This is a genomic window from Bacillus sp. ISL-18, from assembly GCF_018613415.1.
Taxonomy (GTDB): Bacteria; Bacillota; Bacilli; order Bacillales; family Cytobacillaceae; genus Neobacillus.
Genome location: NZ_JAGGQG010000014.1, coordinates 1 through 17877, shown reverse-complemented (window position 1 = coordinate 17877; position 17877 = coordinate 1). Strand labels below are relative to the sequence as shown.

The following is a 17877-nucleotide window of genomic DNA, read 5'->3' as shown; positions in this document are numbered from 1 at the left end:
TGTTTCTCTAAGAGAAATTTTTGAGTAGTATTCCCCCCCTAAATCATATCTCCTTCTATTGTTTTCACATTGCAGCAAGATTTTATCCAACGTTTTTATTATAGAGCATTATGGTGTACTTGGAGCAACCTATTACATATGCATGTTGTCCCAAGATCTAAAGGAAAGGATAACTGGGGTGAACAGGAAAGGGGTCAAATAGATTAAGGGCCAAAGACAACGGCAGGCTTTGGCCCTGATTAAGAGGACTTTTCGTTATGAATGGCGATCCGCCAGTTCCCTAATCAATTGTTCAATCTTCTTTTTTCTGTCTTTTTCCTGTTTTCTGACCATCTTGATTTCCTGGTCCAAAGCTTTATAAATAGACACACACATGAGAGCCATGATAATTCCAAACGGTAAGGCGGATACGATGGAGGCTGTTTGCAGGCTTTCTAACCCCCCGCTCAGTAATAAAACAATGGCAATGGAAGATTGAAGAATGCCCCATGAAAACTTCACCCGATTAGATGGATTTAGATCCCCTTCAGATGATAACATGCCTAAAACAAAGGTGGCTGAGTCGGCAGAAGTAATAAAAAAGGTGACGATTAACAGGGTAGTAATGATACTCATAATCGTTCCAAACGGTAATCCTTCAAGGGTTACAAACAAAGCGGAGGTAATATCGTTTTGTACAGCCTCAGTGATTTTTTTTCCCTCAAACATTTCGAGATGCAAAGCGCTGCCTCCGAAAACCGAAAACCAGATAAAACTAAATAAACTTGGAATCAACAGAACACCCAGAACAAATTCTTTTATGGTTCTCCCTTTTGATACCCTTGCAATAAACATTCCAACAAAAGGAGCCCATGCAATCCACCAAGCCCAGTAAAACAGGGTCCAATTTCCGATCCACGGATTATTTTGAAAAGGTGTTAATCTTAGACTCATCTGTAACAGATTTTGAATGTAGGCTCCAATACTGACTGTAAAGGTATCTAATAAAAAGGAAGTTGAACCTAGAAAAAAGGTCAATAACAGTAAGGCAACCGCCAAAATGAGATTCCCATTACTCAGCAGTAATATCCCCTTATCAAGGCCAGTGGTTGCGGAAATCAGATATAGAACAGTGACTACTATGATAATAATGATTTGCCAGGTGGTAGATGTTGAGATCCCAAGCAAATGGGATAAGCCGCCATTGACTTGTAAAGCACCCAACCCCAGTGAAGTAGCCACCCCGAAAACTGTAGCGATAATAGAAAGGATATCTATAGCTTTTCCTATAGGACCTTTTACTTTTTCCTTTAAAAGCGGATAAAAGGTAGAACTTATTAGTCCCGCGTAGCCTTTTCGATATTGAAAATACGCTAATGATAAAGAAATAATGGTATAGATGGCCCAAGGATGCAATCCCCAGTGAAAAAAGGAATAGCGGATCGCCAGCCTTGCAGCATCCGCTGTTTTGGCATTCCCATAGGGAGGGTCCATATAGTGGGACACTGGTTCAGCCACACCCCAAAAAACGAGGCCGATTCCCATTCCGGCACTAAACAGCATGGCAAACCATGATCGGTTTGAATATTCCGGTTCATCATCATCAGAACCTAAACGTATATTTCCAAATTTGCCAAAAGCTAAATAAAAAGCAAATAGTAAGAATCCCAAAGCTAAAAATAAATACAGCCAGCCAAAGTTATTGATGGTAAAAGTAAATGCCTCTTTCGATATAGTCCCTAAATTTTTAGGTGCTAACGCTCCCCATAGAACAAATAATACTGTAATTAGAACTGATAATTTATAAACCAATACTCCTGCCCCCTTCTAACTTTTTTCTTATGATTTGTTAAAAGGGCTTGATTATTCTAATCTTAAATGAGGAAAAACTAAGATAAACTAAAAAAGAGCCGACCCCAGAACAGTCATTGATTGACCGGCTTCCTAAGTCAGCTTATGAAAAATTATTTCAAATCTTCGATAGAGTCAATATCCATATAAGCTGGAACGACGAGTCCCAATTTTGTCCCTTTCAGGTTTTCACCGAGATCATCAAATTTGCCTTCATACTTTTTGTAATAATCTGCATGGGTCGATGGCAGCCAGCCAGCTACATGTGCATCTAAACTTCCGTCGGCAACACCTGTCCACATTGGCCCAGCTTCAACTTGGCTTAGTGTTACTTTAAAGCCAAGGTCTGTTAAGACTTTGCCAATCACATTGGTACTGGCAATTTCGCTGTCCCATGCAACATAACCAAGGGTAATTTTGTCGCCGTTAACTTTGCTTGCTCCTTTGATCCATTCGCTTACTTTATCGGCATTGTCTTCCACCCACTTAGCTGCTGCTTCCTCCGGTTCTTCTCCATTGACGATCTCATTCATCACCACGCCCATATCATCCGGAGTCCAATTGAATTGGTCCAATACCTTATAGGCATCTGGCAGATCTTCTTTTAGGCCTTTTCTTGCAATTGTATGAATGCTTTCATCTTTTCCGAAAACACCTTTTGGATCATCTAGGTATTTTAAATCAAATTCAGCGAACATCCAGTGAGGTGTCCAGCCTGTGACAATGATGGGCTCTTTTTTCGCGTAAGCTTTTTTTAGTGAGGCGGTCATTGCGGCACTTGATCCTTCGACAAGCTTCCAATCGTCTAATGAATATTCATCTATGGCTTTAGCTGCTGCCTTCATAAGACCTGCGCCTGGGTCAATTCCAATGATTTTATAGTCAACGCTGTCCCCGACAGTTGTCTGCTTTTTCCCGCCATTTTCTTTCGATGTCGTATTTTCCGTCCCGCAAGCAGCTAGTCCAATTGTTAGTAAAGCTGCCAGCAGCATGAACATCCACTTCTTCATAAAGCAGTTCCCCCTTGTTTTTTATTTTTTCCTATATTTTGAGTAACCCGGTCGAGAATGATGGCGATGACCACAATCGAAAGACCGGCTTCAAAACCTTTGCCAATTTGGATTTGTGTTACAGCGCGATAAACATCGGCGCCAAGTCCTGGGGCTCCAACCATTGATGAGATGACCACCATGGAAAGGGCAAGCATAATGCTTTGATTAATTCCTGCCATGATGGTTGGCATCGCCAGCGGGAGCTGTACTTTAAGTAATCGTTGACTTGTTGTCGACCCAAAGGCTTCTGTGGCTTCAATAATATCGGCCGGTACTTGTTTAATGCCAAGGATCGTCAGCCTGATCGTCGGCGGCATCGCAAAAATAACAGATGCAACTACACCTGGGACTACCCCAATATTAAAGAAGAAAATCGCCGGAATAAGGTAAACAAAAGCAGGCATGGTTTGCATAAAGTCTAAAATTGGTGTTATCACTTGCTTAACTGTTTGCTTTTGCGACGCCCAGATTCCGATTGGTATTCCTAATATAATTGAAATGATGACAGCTGTTAGGACGAGTGCCAATGTCTCAAGCATTGGTTCCCAGTAGCCAAGATTGGCAATTAAAAATAAACCGACCAAGGTAAAGAGTGCGATTCCCTTATTGGAAACTTTCCAGGCAAGTATAGTTAATAGAATCATAAATATGTAGGAGGGTATATAACCAAAGCCGATAACCATTCCATCCACTATAGATTGGAGTACGGTGGTAACTCCATCGAAGGCCGCGGCCATATGAATCGTCAGCCAGTTAACAAATGTATCCACCCAATCAGCTACTGGGATTTTCGGGAACCATTGTTCCATGTGATTTTCACCTCCGTGTCTTCCTTGTCAGCTGCTGTTTCAGCTATTGCTGGCTCAATTTTGTTAATGGAATCATTGTTACCAGCCAGCGCGCCAATGACCGCACCACGGACAAGAATACCATTTAGCCGCCCTCTTTGATCGACAACAGCTACTGGAATGGATGCACCAGAAACTTTCTCAAATAAATCGATTAAGAGTGTTTCCGGTAAAACAGTCGAAACATCATGCTGTATAATACTTATGATTCCTTCGTTCCGGTCAAGCGCCTCCTTTGCATCCGCAGCGGTTATGGCACCGAGTAATTGCTTCTTGCAGTCGACAACATAGATACTTGAAATCCCCAAATCCCTCATCATTTGCAAGGCAACCCGCGGACCCTTTTCAACGGACACCGCTTCTGCCCGTTTCATGACATGCCCTGCAGTTAATACCTTGGATAAATCTACATCCTCTACGAATCTCTCTACATAGTCATTGGATGGATTCATGAGAATCTCTTCTGGCGTTCCGATTTGTACAATGGCACCATCTTTCATGAGAGCAATTCGATCGCCAATTCTAAGGGCTTCATCTAGATCATGAGTGATAAATACAATTGTTTTTTTCATCGTTGCCTGAAGCTCCAGGAGTTCATCCTGCATATCTTTGCGAATGAGGGGATCGAGAGCGCTAAAGGCTTCATCCATTAGCAGAATATCAGCATCATTGGCTAATGCTCTCGCTAATCCGACTCTTTGCTGCATCCCGCCGCTTAATTGCTTGGGATACTGGTCTTCATATCCATCCAATCCTACAAGCTTTAAAGCCTCCATTGCTTTATCCGTTCTAATTTCTTTAGGTACCCCCTGTACCTCTAAACCATACTCTGTATTCTCCAGTACGGTCCGGTGAGGGAGGAGAGCAAATTTTTGGAATACCATACTTATTTTTTTACGGCGGACGTCTCTTAGCTGTTCTTTCTTCATCCTGACCACATCAACACCATCAATGAAGACCTCACCAGCTGTAGGCTCAATCAGTCGGTTGAGCATCCGGACTAAAGTTGACTTCCCGCTTCCAGATAAACCCATAATGACAAAAATTTCACCTGCTTCTACATCGAACGAAGCTTGATTTACACCAATCGTTGCCCCCGTTTTCTTTAAAATACTTTGTTTTGATTCCCCTTCCTGTAATAATTGAAGAGCTTTTTTGGATTTTCCAAAGACCTTTGTTACATTACGAACGCTGATCTTTTTATAAATAGAATTCATGTGTTCACCTCAATTGCTGTTACTAAAGTGTTGGGACTTTCTTATTATAGTAACAACTTTATGTTTTAATCAAAGTTGTTAATTGGGCAAATTTGGGCATAAATAGCATACAGAAAAAACTGTACGTACTGAATATACAATATTCTTAAAATTACTTAAAAATGCTCCCATTTCCTCTTTTCCTCCATTCTTTACTTTTAAAATAAACATGGTAGTCTTATTTAGTACATGTATACAAATGGATGTGATGCAAGATGAATGGCGAAGAAAAGCTGGAACAAGCCCGTGAACGGGTGATTGAAGCGATTTCTCAAAATATGAACTTATACGGAGTAACGGAATCTATAGGCAGATTATATGGAGCTTTATATTTTCAGGAAGGTCCATTGACACTGGATGAAATGAAAGATGCGCTCGGAATGAGTAAGACGAGTATGAGTACATCCGTCCGAAGTTTGTTAGAGCTTAAGATGGTTGGGAAGGTGTGGAAAAAGGGGGTAAGGAAGGATTTATATCAAGCTGAGCCCGATTGGTATCAAACCTTTATTGATTTTTTTTCGATTAAATGGCGGTCAGGGATTTCGATTAATGTCACAGCTATGGAGAAATCACTCACAGAGTTACAGTCACTGTTGGATGATGATCATGTGGATAGTAAGGTAAAAACAGAAGCAAAAATGGATATTGAAAAATTAACCGATGCTCTTGGCTATTATGATTGGCTGAACCGTCTTGTGGACAGCTTTGAATCGAAAGAGATTTTTAACTATATCCCTAAGAAGCAGTGAAAATGCACATCTTAATTAAATGGCCTGCAATGTCCTTTATAGTATAAAAAATCACCAGAAAAACCCAGAATAGATCCTATGCAAGGTTTTATTGCACTATGTTCTATTCTGGATTTTTTAAAGTAATTATTTTTAGATATGTAGTGAAGAATATCCTCATAACTCTAGCTTCTTATCGCTTCCCCCATTGAAGCTGTTATAATTCCTCCAATATATCCAGTATAGACAGGATTTTAAATATAATGAATGTTCCATGTGAAACAAAATGGGGAAATTGGGGATTCTGTTCTCCATTAAAATCACTTTGGGTAAGTCTAAACTGGTGATTTCTTACGTCTATTATTCTATGGTCAGAATTGGCCATGTCTAAAGGATCACTTTGAAGAAATCCCTTTATTAATTGGATGACTGAAATGATCATATCCTTATTTTCCTCATCCAAAGGATTCTTATGTGGAGGAAGAGAGTTTAAATTTCCAAAATGATGGATCAACTGATGCAGTAAATTGATTTTTTTTATAGGCATAATGGAATCATTTCTTCTCTACTAAAACGATGAATCCTACATTCTTTTCTTTGATTTTCACATAAAGTATCAATTGCTTCCTACTTTTTTACCAATGACTGAAACTTCATTTTGGTTTCTTTATGCAATGGGTGCCCATATACAATTTCAAACCCTCTTTGTTCTATTAATAGGCCCGCCTCCCAAAAAGGAATACATCCACAATCCAAAATCACAATGAAAGAGATCTCTGAATATCCATTACTCCATCTTCATCGGATATACGGGACCGTTGCATATGAACTTATTTTAAGTGAATTTAAGAAGCATGGTTTAACACCAAAAATAGAATGTGAATCACCAGATGCGATCATCCATCAAGGGCTAAACTTTGTTGAATTTCATATTGCACGATTAAAATGGATGCCTTCTTAATCTGGTTAAAGGATAGCTATCTCACTAAAGTTGCCCAAAAATTTATTGAAAGTTTTGATGCCTGATATAATTAAGTCAATACGTTATTTAAAATAGTTTTAGTGAGGGACTAGCAGCAATTAAACCTCTTGTTTCTTATATGAAAATATCAATTTTAAAAAAATCCAAAACAAAAAAATCGCACGATACCCATAAGGTTCGCACGATTTTTTTGTTTATTACGCATGTCCGACTGGCAAATTTGCACCGTATTTAGGAAGAATCGTATCCTTAGTGTATATATCCACTTGACGAAGTGTTTCTACAATAGCCGGCATATCCAATGCTTTTACAAGTTCGTTAATTGCTTGAACACCTGATTCTGCATGTGCTTCTCTTTCTTCAGATGTTTTCAAAAGCGGAGTAGCCATATGATCAGAAGGTTCGTTAAAGTAAGAACCCACTGCACCGGATTGATAAGCATATTTCCCTAATAGATTACCAGGATTCATACTCATTCCAGATAACATATGTTGAACATCATACGTAACGGAATGAGATTCAGGTACATTCAATGGGACATCTTCTAATCTACCTAAAACTTTATAAGCACCGATGGTCATGTTATGAAATGAGTCCATTAAATTGAAGTTGGCTGCCTCTGCCGCCTTTAATATATCCATATACAAGGCAGGCACTTTGGTTTCATCAAAGAAATCACGAACCATGCCACTAACTGTCAAATAACCTGGACCATGACTGGTAATATAAATTTGTCGTTTAAAGCCTTGATTTAGTAATGACTTCGCAATTTTATCCAAATAAGCCATCCCGTCTTTTATACTCATTTGTATCGTCCCCCGGCCGACTATCGTTCCACCTGGGAAGAAATAAGGCAAGTTGTGCAAAACAAGTCCATCTGATGCTTCAGCCATTTTTAAAGCAATTGCTTCCGCTAAAACAGTTTCAGAATCCAGCGGCAATGCTCCATGAGTTTCCGTTACTCCTACTGGAACATAGATAATATCATTTCGTTCTAAATATTCTTCAACTTCCCCATTTGTCATTTTTGATAGGAATCTAGTACGCATCTAAATCTCTCCTATAATACTATTTAATAAGAATTCACTATAAATGGATTCCTTTACGACGCTCTTCTTTCTTTTAATGCCGCATACATTTCATTTGTGCTCTTTGTATTCAGATTAAAGATTAAACCTACACCAATTAGTATGATAATAAAAGCGGCAACTGGCATACCTGTGTACATTTTTAATATACCTTCTGCAACTTCTTGTGATTGTGATTTTGCACCGGATACAAATCCAACCCAACCTAAAGAGTAACTACCGACGGCTGCTCCTAATCCCATTCCTACTTTACGGCCGAAAGAGTAGAGGGAGTAAAGAGTTCCTTCGATTTTTTTTCCGGTTTTATACTCTGAATAATCGATACAGTCCGTAACCAAAGCCCAAACAAGCATAACAAACACGGATGAACCAATTGTTGCGATATTGTATAATGCTGCAAATACATATACATTTTCAAAAGTAACAAACGTCATAAAAGCAGATGCAACTAAACTGAATGCTGATGTAGCAAGAATCAAGTTGCGTTTATTGAATTTTACTGTGAGTTTTGGAACGACAACGAATAGAACAAGTATGATCCCCATGTTAATGAAAGAGTTGATAGCAAAGGCACTAGGCATGTTATAAAATTCAGCAAATACATAAGCAGCTAAAGTAGCAACACCAGAAATAATTAAGGTAGAACCAAGCGTTGCAACAATCATACCGATTAATGGCCTGTTGGAAAATGCTACTTTAAATGCTTCCTTGAAATTGTAATCAGGCTTGGCTCCAGCAGGCTTTTCGTCACGGATACGTTCAGTTGTTAATTTTACAAGCCCAGTATAGGATAGTAATGATAAAATACTGAATACAATCGCGATATAGAAGAATGCTTCTGGAACAATATTTCTAGCTTTGTCATAGATGAACATTGGTACAAACGATAAGAATCCAATTCCTACAATCATACCGCCGATCGAACGGGAACGGGATAATTTTGTCCGTTCATCAGGATCATTGGTAATAACAGATGCTAATGAACCATATGGAATGGCATCAGCCGTATATGCAACACAGAAGAATAAATAAACAGCTACTACCCAAATATGCGTTGCAGTAGACCCCAAACTAGAGACGTCAGCAAAAGAGAGTAAACAGGCTGCTGCTAGTAACCATTTAGAAAAGCTAATCCAAGGCAAAAATTTATCGCCGCTTTTTCCGATTCTATAACGGTCCGTAATGGTTCCCATAATACCAGTAACAATGGCGTCGAATACTTTACCCGCTAAAAACATTGTCCCCATAAAGTAAGGGCTTACACCTAATACATAGGTACAAAAGACAATAAAGAAAGAACCAATGTATAAGTTTACAAAACTTCCACCAATATCCCCAAACGCATATCCAACTTGATCTCTTACTCCAAACTTTTTCATGAATATATCTCCCCTTTTTAACCGTTTACATTTTAGTTAAAAATAAAAATAATGCGTTTTTACCTGTACCCGCTCCAGCTAGAACTTAATTACAAGTATACATCCATTTGCTAAAACACTTTTGCACTACAATTGCATGTTTTTATACTATAGTTGCGTGAATATTTGCAAAAAAAGGCGCATGATTTTTCATGCGCCCCTAAAAGGATTCCTAGACTGACATTGGTCATTTCTTATTATTCTTTTTATACTCTACAGGAGTCCTACCTTCTACCTCTTTAAAGAATTTGGAAAAATACTGGGGATTACTAAATCCAACCATTATGGCGATTTCAGTCATCGAAAGACGGGAGAATAGAATCAGTTCTTTTGCTTCTTTTAATCTTCTCAGATTTCGAAAATTACTAATAGTCATCCCTTTATCTTTCTTAAACGCACGCATTAAATGCGAAGGATGAACATGTAATTTTCTTGCCATTTCCTCCATTGAAATGTCCTCAGCAAAGTTCATTTCTATATAGTTTTCTGCTTTCTCTACAATCGTTAAGTTGTCACTTTGAGATTTCCGAATAGAGCGATTAGAATATTCCGCTATCATATGGTCATGAATTTGATCTAATTCAGCTAAGGTTTCGGCGAACTCAATCATAATCGCATATTTTTCCGATATAAAGTGGCACTGCCATGGACTTAACCCTCCCTTTTCAGCCGCATAGCTATAAAGGGTATTATGTGATAACAATATATTTTTATAGGAACGAACTTTATTATTTGGGACTCTGTTTAGGATGTTTAATTGTTCATCTCTAAATTTCTGAGATGCATCTCTTTCGTATTCGCTGATCAAATCCCGGTCACCAAGCTGAATGCCGCGGAGTAATTTTTCCCTTAGCATATGAACGGTTTCAATGTATTCAGGCGTAGGCCCATTTCGATTAAGAATTGAATTTGGCGTATCAGCTTGCCGATGTTGTTTCATCTAAAGTCCCCGCCTATATTTACCTTTTGACTTTATTATACTATTCACTGCCTATTTTAGGCTATAAGCCTCACTTATATATGATGGTTTTAATACAGCCAAATAACCCCATTGAATCTAATTTGACAATGATCCTACAAACTAGCCACCCATAAAAAAGCCTATTCAAGATATCTCCATCTCGAATAGGCTCTTTTTTTAAGAAGTCTTAAGAAACACGTTTGATATGTCCATCCTTCGCTGCACGCTTACCGATACCAAAAGCATAATAACTGATAGAAATAAGCGCTAGGAAAACAATCCCTACCACAAGCGATACACGAGTATCTTGATTAAACCACATGGCGATTAATATTAGAACCAGAAAAGCGATGGTCAGGTAGTTTGATACAGGGGTAAACGGCATTTTAAATGGATGTTTTTCCATTTTGTCACCCTCCGCTTTTCTGAAGCGAATTTGGCTGATCAGAATCACAAACCACGGAATCATCCCCGGAAGCACACTAGCACTATAGACATAGACGAATAAATTCTTTGGTGCAATATAACTTAAAATAATGCCCACTGCCAAACCAATCAGTACACCCATCGTACTTAACAATGGTACCCCATTGGAGGATAGTTTCGTAAAGATTTTGGGAGCTTGTCCATTAACGCCCAATGTGTAAAGCATTCGGCCGGCACTGTAAATCCCACTGTTACACCCGGACATTGCCGAAGTGATGACGACAAAGTTTATAATTCCCGCTGCCGCCGTAATTCCAAGTTTTGCAAATGTGGCTACAAACGGACTGCCAATTGAATGCAGTTGGTTCCAAGGATAAACCGTCACTATCACAAAGATTGCCCCAATGTAAAAAATTAAAATCCGCCAAATTATACTTTGGGTCGCTTTTGTTAATGTTTTTTGCGGATCTTTTGCTTCTCCAGCAGTAATCCCGATTAATTCGACTCCTTGATAGGCCCCAATAACAAGTGATAAGGCAAAAAGAAATCCCGACCAGCCGCCTGTAAAGAAGCCGCCATGTTTCCAAAGGTTGGAGATCCCGGTTGCGATTCCTCCATTGCCAATTCCAAAGAAAATGAGACCAAATCCGGCAACGATCATAACTAAAATAGTGACGACTTTTATCAACGAGAACCAAAACTCAAATTCACCAAAGGATTTTACTGAAATTAAGTTGGCTGCCCCAAGAATCACAAAGGCAACTAATCCCGGAATCCAAGCGGGGAGATCTGGGAACCAATATTTCATGTAGGCCCCAACGGCAATAATTTCTGACATCCCCACAATTACCCATTGAAACCAGTTGCTCCATGCCGTTAAATACCCTGCTAATGGATGAATATATTTATAACCGAATGTTGCGAAAGAGCCCGTACTTGGCTCCACATATAACATTTCTCCCATAGCCCGCATAATAAAAAAGATAAAAATCCCTGCGATGATATAGGCAAGCAGGACAGATGGACCCGTCCATTGAATGGTACTTGCTGAACCCATAAATAATCCGACACCAATTGTACCGCCCAACGCAATCATCTGAATATGACGCGATTTTAAGCCTCTCTTTAATTCCTTCTCTTCCACTACGGCACCCCTCTCCCTATTAATCTCTGTCTACTAATCTTTCTGAATTATTATTTGATTATAATACCTCCATGTAGAAAATACAAATGTATTTTCTAGAAAAACACTACCTATCAAGCTTTTTTAGATAATAGTTTTAAGAGGAGGAATTAATTTTAGAATATTTAAATAACTTTATTGGCACTATCATCCATTACTTTAACTACTAACTAATCATTATAAAGCTGCCTATAAAGAGGCAGCTTTACCTTTTTGCGAGAATTAATAAACGAAAATCAGCATAAAGATAAAAAAAACGATTGGAGTAGATTGCTGTGAGCAATTTCAATCCTGAAAAACTATCAGTAAAATTCAGAGATGGGATCACTGCTACCGAACCCGTTATTCCAAGATGCTACACACTAACTCACTCTGATTTAACTGGAGATCTATTTTTAACGATTGGAGTTCATTATGCCTGGGATAAGATAAATCCAATGAGAGATGAAGTATTAGGAGAATGGAAACAAATGGGAGGTTCCTACTATTATTTTGTTTATTTGCATATAGATCAAGGACAATATAACAAAAATGTCTCAGCAAAACGTAATGAAATATTTAGACGTGAATTGCCGCTTGCATTAACAGCTATTCGAAAAGGTGATAGGTTCTTGTTCACCACATACCCTAATCTAGACCAAGCGTCCATCATCATTAACTTTTTGTCTGCCTATCCTCAGTTTGCTAGACAAGAAAGTAGGAGGACTTTTCATAGTTATTTAATATAGACTAATTACCTATAAGTTTTTGATTGATTTTATTTGTACACATTCAACTGACAAACACAGTCAGAATATTTTATAATAGAATTACATTATTGTATATCATTTACAGGAATGGGTAAAATTTGATTAAGAAAGTGTTTCTCCCCATACGCGTAACAGCCATTTTGGCTGGCTTTGTCTTTTTGATGAATATTCCTATATTTCTTCATTTTAATGCTAAGGAAAAAAGAATAGATTTGGATATTAGCTTATATTGGGAGTACTCCAAAAGTAACCTAAGCTGGTTTCTTCATATCAAAGACGAAGTTCCTTTTATATTTGAATATTTAAATGCTTCAACCATTGATAAATATTTTTATACAATGAGCATCTTATTACTTGCTCTCCTATTTGTAGTAATTGTGGGGCTGGTTGTCTCCACCATCATCATGATGCTGCCAACATCCGCTCGAAAAAGATTAACAGGTTTCATTGATTTCACGACGAGTACACCTGAACTATTAATCATCTTCTTGTTACAATATTTAGTCATCTATCTATATAAAACATACGATATTAAACTGTTTCAGTTATATGGCGGAATGAGTACACAACCCTATTTTCTACCGGCTTTCGTATCGTCCTTTCTTCCGGTCCTTTTCTTAATCCAGTTTTTATTAAAAGAATTTTCGAATGAAGAGGTAAAAGAATATGTCGTATTTGCAAGAGCAAAAGGCCTGTCACGCAGAACGATTTACTTAAAACATATCATACGTAACATTATTCCTTTATTACTCATTCATTTAAAAGTAATTATCTGGTACATTCTTACGAATATTATTGTAGTAGAATATCTATTTAACATTGACGGGTATATAGGAATTGTAAAATCCTTCTTTGCTAAGCGGATTGTCCCATATGTTATAAGTCTTCTGCTTTTTGCTGTTCCTGTTATTCTATCAAATTTACTTTCTTGGATTGTAACATTTAGAATGAATAGAAAGGAACGTAACAGTATATGAGGATAGTAAATTACAAAAAGACCATTTTGGGCTTGTCGATTTTGAGTCTTATCTTAATTCTAAGCTTTCTCTACCCCCTATATGGTCCGGAGGATTTTAACAAGACGCGGATTCTTTCGGATGAAAATGGGGATATAATCGGAGTCCCGCCTTTCCCGCCTTCCCTTCATTTTATTCTTGGTTCTGACCGAAATGGAGCAGATATCCTTCTAATGATGATTTATGGCGCGAAATATACCATCCTTATTGCCTTTGGCATCACCATACTGAGAGTTTTGATTGGTGGTCTGTTCGGAATCATTTTTTCCTTTTGGCTTAAGCTATTTTTGCCAATTGTAAAAGATTTATTTGTTGTATTTCGGATTATTCCGCATATTATTATCACCTTATTACTTATTACAGCTACTTCCACTATCTATGTAAAAGATGGTGCAGTCTTCATAATTGCTTATCAGATGATCATTTTAGTGATTGTGGGTGTTCCTTCTGTCCTGATTAGTACATCAGATATCATCCAAGAACTAAAAGGAAAGTCCTTTATACAAAGTTCATATTTGATGGGGGCAAGTCATTTTCATATCATAAAAAGGCATCTTAAGCCTTTTATAAGCTCTTACGGTTTGCTACTATTTGTTCAACAATTACTCAATACCTTGGTGTTAATTATGTTCCTTGGTACCTTCAATATTTACTTAGGTGGCATCTCGCTGGAAGAAATTGTCGGGACCTCAGAAACAGGAAGCTTGGGGATCGGTGCTCACAATGTTCCAGGCCAAGTTAGTTCACTTACGAAGGAATGGTCGGGATTAATTGGTCAAAACTACCGAGAATTCTATAGGATTCCATGGATTGTCCTAGATCCACTTTTTGGATACTTTTTTTTAATATTCCTAATTAACATGATAAAAAAAGAGCTCGAAGCAGGAATGGCAGGCAATTTCAAAAAATCGCCGTTCTAAGAAATTACAGAAAGATAACAATCAAGATGACTATACAGTTCCACCTCTTTCTCCGGACTTTACTTTTCAGACTAAAGCAGAGTTGGAAAATTAACAAAACAAAAAGGTGTTTCATCCTAAAATAAGCTTTTTTTTGGATGAAACACCTTCGATTGGAATTAGGTATAGAATGTTATTTAACAAGTGCCTATTTTCGACCAAATTTATTAGTTAAACTTAAATAGAAAAAATTTATAGGGTAATCCTTCCACATTTTGATTTTGTTGTGAAACCAAATGGTAATTTTCATGAAGATAAGGAATTTGGAGCTGATTAGGATTCATCGCTGGATTCCCTCTAATGACAACAAATTGAATCATTTTTTCTTTTATATAACGATTCTGCTCGTCCCTATTTTCAGGATATACACTATAGTCAATGTTTTGCATTTCAAAATAGCGAATATTCGGCAGAATATTAGCTACAGTATAAAAACCGCCATCTAAAGTTCCATAATTTAATAACGTTGGATGAGGCTCTTGATTCATTATTCTTGCAAATGTCTGTTGAGCCAGAGGGGCTTTTATATACAACCTTGAAGAATTCATATTTACATTATAACCAAAGCACATGAAAATAGTTGTTAATGCGACTATAGCTAAAGCAAACCATCGGCTTATATTATTCATGTGAATCTGCAATTGCATTTTAGCGTTTTGCAAGTAATGGCCAATTGCTAAAAGTCCCATTAATCCCAATGGAGTTATAATCAGGAAAGAGTATCGATGGGCTTGTCCTCCTATATATACCCCGGTTATCAAGAAGATGATCGTACTTATTAACATCCATTTTTGACCTTTATCTTTTAAATATTTCCATGTGAATAGAAAATCAAGTAAACCAATCGTAATCAAAACTTTGCTTTCAAAGTTTCTATTAAATTCTGAACCAAATGTTATGGCAAATTTAACAAGTTTTTCGATTAGATTCGTTTGAGTTGAATACATAAAAATGTTAAATTTTAAGTACACATCTATAAAATCCTTCAAAGCATGATTCATTCCAAAATAAATGAACCATGGAAAACTTGCCAAAACTAGTCCCACAAAAGTAAAGAGGATCGCATTTATTAATTCCTTCCACTTCTTATCGCCTACACAAATGAATAAAATAGCAAGGTAAAATCCAATCCATGCCCCCACAAGAGTAAATTTTATCCAAAAAACACACCCAATCATAATCCCATTTAACAAATAAATTGGCCATTTAAAAAGAGATACAGAGTCTTTCTTAAAATATTTCAAAATAATATACAAAAGGGTCATTAAGAATGGAATAGAAAACTCTTCTGCACTATCCCCAAACCGAAAGGCTTGTTGATTTAATATGATTAATGGGAAGAAAATAGATATACTCGCTGCAGGCATCCAATTAAAGTAAAGACGGGCAATTTTAAAAGCTAAAATAAGATTAGTAAACATTGCAAGGCTTTCAAATAGATATACTCCTAGAAAGGTTGTATGTGAAATACAGTAAGCTATTGCATGGATGCCATATAGCAAAGGACCTTTTTGTTCAAAAAGATCGCGATACGGAATTAAACCATTCGCCATACCTTTTCCAACTGTAAAAAATGCATTTGAATCTACCCATTCCGTTATCACAAAGAAGGGTGAGGTTTGTGTGAAAAACAACATGATGAAAAAGGAATAAAAAAACAAAAAAATAGTAAGTTTTTCGTTGAAAATCCCAAATAACCTAATCTCTTTCCATGTATTGTTCATTTTTGTCTCCCGTGCCTTTTTGATGAATCTCAAGGGTTGCATACCTTGTTATCCTCTATTTATCTCTTTTTAAATAGGATAAGTTTTTCTTTTGTTTCTCAAGAACACTATTTTGTTCAATGGTATATCTCGGCCGTCCTTTTGTTTCATTAAAAATTTTACCTATGTACTCACCAATAATTCCAACTGCTAATAATTGTGCCCCTCCAACAATCCAGATGGATAACATCAATGATGTCCAACCACTAATGGTATATGAAAATATTTTTGCTAATAGGGTATAAACAGCTATCGCAATCCCGATTAGTACCATTAAAAATCCTAACATCGAAACAAAACGTATTGGTGCAACGCTAAACGACGTCATCCCATCAAAGGCGAACGCAATCATTTTTTTTAATGGATACTTTGACTCCCCAGCGAATCTTTCTTTGCGATTATAATAAACTTTAGTTGTTTTAAAACCTAAAAGAGGAATGATCCCTCGAAGAAATAAATTTACTTCTTGATACTTTACTAATTCATCTAGAGCCCTTTTACTCATTAAACGGTAATCTGCATGATTGGGTACTAACTCGACACCCATTTTCCTCATAAGGCTATAAAACCATAAAGCAGTTTTTCTTTTAAATAGAGTGTCAGTATCGCGCTTATCTCTGACTCCGTAAACAATTTCATAACCTTCTTGATACTTCTCAATAAATTGATGAATAATCTCCACATCATCTTGAAGATCAGCGTCGACTGAAATCACACAATCTGAAAAATTTCTTGCGGTTTCTAAACCAGCAATTAATGCTCTTTGATGGCCAAAATTTCTACTTAATTTTAACCCTTGAACATATTGGTTTATTTCGATGTTTTCCTCAATAATATCCCAAGTATGATCTGTACTACCATCGTTGACAAATAAAATAATACTCTCATTACTTATAGATTTATTTATAACCAAATTTGTCATTATTCTGGTTAGTTCTTTGATTGTTTCCTCTAAGGTCGCTTCTTCATTGTAACAAGGAACAACAATCGTTAGTAACGGTAAATTATTTTGCATTATTTTACTCCTAATTTCAAAAAATATTAGTTTCTTTTTTTATAGGTTATCTAGGATATCCTAATTTTACTCCTTACACAAAAAGAAGTACCACAAAAAACCTCATTTACTTATAATACGGTTCACCGCACCTATTTAACAGTAGTTTTTATGAAAAAATTATTTAAAAATACGGGGCAACTTTTAACGGGGTATTTGTGCTTATTTGGTATTTCTTCGGACATCATTTCACTTTTTTGGTTTGCCCTTGTCCGATGTTGGCTCATCTTCGGACACAACCTCGCTTTTTTGGCTTTGCCTTGTCTGAAGTTGGTTCATCTTCGGACACAACCTCGCTCTTTTGGCTTTTTCTTGTCCGAAGTTGGTTCGACTTTGGACGCAACCTCGCTCTTTTGCCTTTGCCTTGTCTGAAGTTGGTTCGTGTTCAGACGCAACCTCGCTCTTTTGCCTTTGCCTTGTCTGAAGTTGGTTCGTGTTCAGACACAACCTCACTCTTTTGCCTTTGCCTTGTCCGAAGTTGGTTCGTCTTCAGACACAACCTCACTCTTTTGCCTTTGCCTTGTCCGAAGTTGGTTCAACTTCGGACACAACCTCGCTCTTTTA

14 protein-coding genes are annotated in these 17877 nt (G+C 37.3%); 4 read left to right on the top strand and 10 right to left on the bottom strand.

The features are described 5' to 3' along the window. Positions 1-255 precede the first annotated feature (255 nt). From J7E81_RS20710 to J7E81_RS20695, 4 genes are all read right to left on the bottom strand, one after another. The gene (locus tag J7E81_RS20710; protein ID WP_215045351.1) at positions 256-1791 is read right to left on the bottom strand and encodes a glycine betaine uptake BCCT transporter; all 1536 of its coding nucleotides are present in this window, start codon (positions 1789-1791) and stop codon (positions 256-258) included. 152 nt (positions 1792-1943) lie between these two features. Continuing rightward, positions 1944-2840 (bottom strand): glycine betaine ABC transporter substrate-binding protein, encoded by an 897-nt coding sequence (locus J7E81_RS20705; protein WP_215045350.1) that lies wholly within the window; start codon positions 2838-2840, stop codon positions 1944-1946. After that, the gene (locus J7E81_RS20700; protein ID WP_215045349.1) at positions 2837-3691 is read right to left on the bottom strand and encodes an ABC transporter permease; all 855 of its coding nucleotides are present in this window, start codon (positions 3689-3691) and stop codon (positions 2837-2839) included. The genes J7E81_RS20705 and J7E81_RS20700 overlap by 4 nt, the downstream gene beginning before the upstream one ends. Beyond that, on the bottom strand, positions 3661-4947 hold the full coding sequence (locus J7E81_RS20695; RefSeq protein WP_215045348.1) for a quaternary amine ABC transporter ATP-binding protein: 1287 nt from the start codon (positions 4945-4947) through the stop codon (positions 3661-3663). Before J7E81_RS20695 ends, J7E81_RS20700 begins: the two co-directional genes overlap by 31 nt. A 254-nt stretch (positions 4948-5201) precedes the next feature. Here J7E81_RS20695 and J7E81_RS20690 point away from each other — a divergent pair, with 254 nt between their 5' ends. After that, positions 5202-5735, top strand: a complete 534-nt coding sequence (locus tag J7E81_RS20690) for a GbsR/MarR family transcriptional regulator (protein WP_215045347.1) — start codon at positions 5202-5204, stop codon at positions 5733-5735. Positions 5736-6893: 1158 nt separating this feature from the next. Here J7E81_RS20690 and J7E81_RS20685 read toward each other — a convergent pair. The 4 genes from J7E81_RS20685 to J7E81_RS20670 all read right to left on the bottom strand — a co-directional run bounded on the left by J7E81_RS20685 (position 6894) and on the right by J7E81_RS20670 (position 11733). Continuing rightward, positions 6894-7745 carry a creatininase family protein gene (locus tag J7E81_RS20685; RefSeq protein WP_215045346.1) on the bottom strand — a complete coding sequence of 284 codons (852 nt, stop codon included), beginning with the start codon at positions 7743-7745 and terminating at the stop codon, positions 6894-6896. A gap of 53 nt (positions 7746-7798) precedes the next feature. Then, positions 7799-9163 carry an MFS transporter gene (locus tag J7E81_RS20680; protein ID WP_215045345.1) on the bottom strand — a complete coding sequence of 455 codons (1365 nt, stop codon included), beginning with the start codon at positions 9161-9163 and terminating at the stop codon, positions 7799-7801. A 226-nt stretch (positions 9164-9389) separates the two neighbouring features. Then, a complete protein-coding gene (locus tag J7E81_RS20675; RefSeq protein WP_215045344.1) occupies positions 9390-10142 on the bottom strand; it encodes a helix-turn-helix domain-containing protein in 753 nt (250 codons plus the stop codon). A 208-nt stretch (positions 10143-10350) separates the two neighbouring features. Continuing rightward, positions 10351-11733, bottom strand: coding sequence for an amino acid permease (locus J7E81_RS20670; protein ID WP_215045343.1), 1383 nt, complete (start codon positions 11731-11733; stop codon positions 10351-10353). Between the two features lie 314 nt (positions 11734-12047). Here J7E81_RS20670 and J7E81_RS20665 point away from each other — a divergent pair, with 314 nt between their 5' ends. From J7E81_RS20665 to J7E81_RS20655, 3 genes are all read left to right on the top strand, one after another. Then, positions 12048-12500, top strand: a complete 453-nt coding sequence (locus J7E81_RS20665) for a staygreen family protein (RefSeq protein WP_215045342.1) — start codon at positions 12048-12050, stop codon at positions 12498-12500. Positions 12501-12619: 119 nt separating this feature from the next. Continuing rightward, positions 12620-13498, top strand: a complete 879-nt coding sequence (locus tag J7E81_RS20660; protein ID WP_215045341.1) for an ABC transporter permease subunit — start codon at positions 12620-12622, stop codon at positions 13496-13498. Continuing rightward, on the top strand, positions 13495-14457 hold the full coding sequence (locus tag J7E81_RS20655) for a hypothetical protein (protein WP_215045340.1): 963 nt from the start codon (positions 13495-13497) through the stop codon (positions 14455-14457). Before J7E81_RS20660 ends, J7E81_RS20655 begins: the two co-directional genes overlap by 4 nt. A gap of 206 nt (positions 14458-14663) precedes the next feature. Here J7E81_RS20655 and J7E81_RS20650 read toward each other — a convergent pair whose 3' ends face one another. Together J7E81_RS20650 and J7E81_RS20645 are read right to left on the bottom strand one after the other, a co-directional pair. Further along, a complete protein-coding gene (locus J7E81_RS20650; RefSeq protein ID WP_215045339.1) occupies positions 14664-16220 on the bottom strand; it encodes a glycosyltransferase family protein in 1557 nt (518 codons plus the stop codon). A 55-nt stretch (positions 16221-16275) separates the two neighbouring features. Continuing rightward, positions 16276-17274 carry a glycosyltransferase family 2 protein gene (locus tag J7E81_RS20645; protein ID WP_215045338.1) on the bottom strand — a complete coding sequence of 333 codons (999 nt, stop codon included), beginning with the start codon at positions 17272-17274 and terminating at the stop codon, positions 16276-16278. Between the last annotated feature and the right edge of the window lie 603 nt (positions 17275-17877).

Coding starts and splice junctions, on each gene's coding strand:
- J7E81_RS20695 (WP_215045348.1), bottom strand. CDS start 4,947: ATGAATTCTATTTATAAAAAGATCAGCGTTCGTAATGTAACAAAGGTC.
- J7E81_RS20685 (WP_215045346.1), bottom strand. CDS start 7,745: ATGCGTACTAGATTCCTATCAAAAATGACAAATGGGGAAGTTGAAGAA.
- J7E81_RS20705 (WP_215045350.1), bottom strand. CDS start 2,840: ATGAAGAAGTGGATGTTCATGCTGCTGGCAGCTTTACTAACAATTGGA.
- J7E81_RS20655 (WP_215045340.1), top strand. CDS start 13,495: ATGAGGATAGTAAATTACAAAAAGACCATTTTGGGCTTGTCGATTTTG.
- J7E81_RS20650 (WP_215045339.1), bottom strand. CDS start 16,220: ATGAACAATACATGGAAAGAGATTAGGTTATTTGGGATTTTCAACGAA.
- J7E81_RS20680 (WP_215045345.1), bottom strand. CDS start 9,163: ATGAAAAAGTTTGGAGTAAGAGATCAAGTTGGATATGCGTTTGGGGAT.
- J7E81_RS20690 (WP_215045347.1), top strand. CDS start 5,202: ATGAATGGCGAAGAAAAGCTGGAACAAGCCCGTGAACGGGTGATTGAA.
- J7E81_RS20675 (WP_215045344.1), bottom strand. CDS start 10,142: ATGAAACAACATCGGCAAGCTGATACGCCAAATTCAATTCTTAATCGA.
- J7E81_RS20700 (WP_215045349.1), bottom strand. CDS start 3,691: ATGGAACAATGGTTCCCGAAAATCCCAGTAGCTGATTGGGTGGATACA.
- J7E81_RS20645 (WP_215045338.1), bottom strand. CDS start 17,274: ATGCAAAATAATTTACCGTTACTAACGATTGTTGTTCCTTGTTACAAT.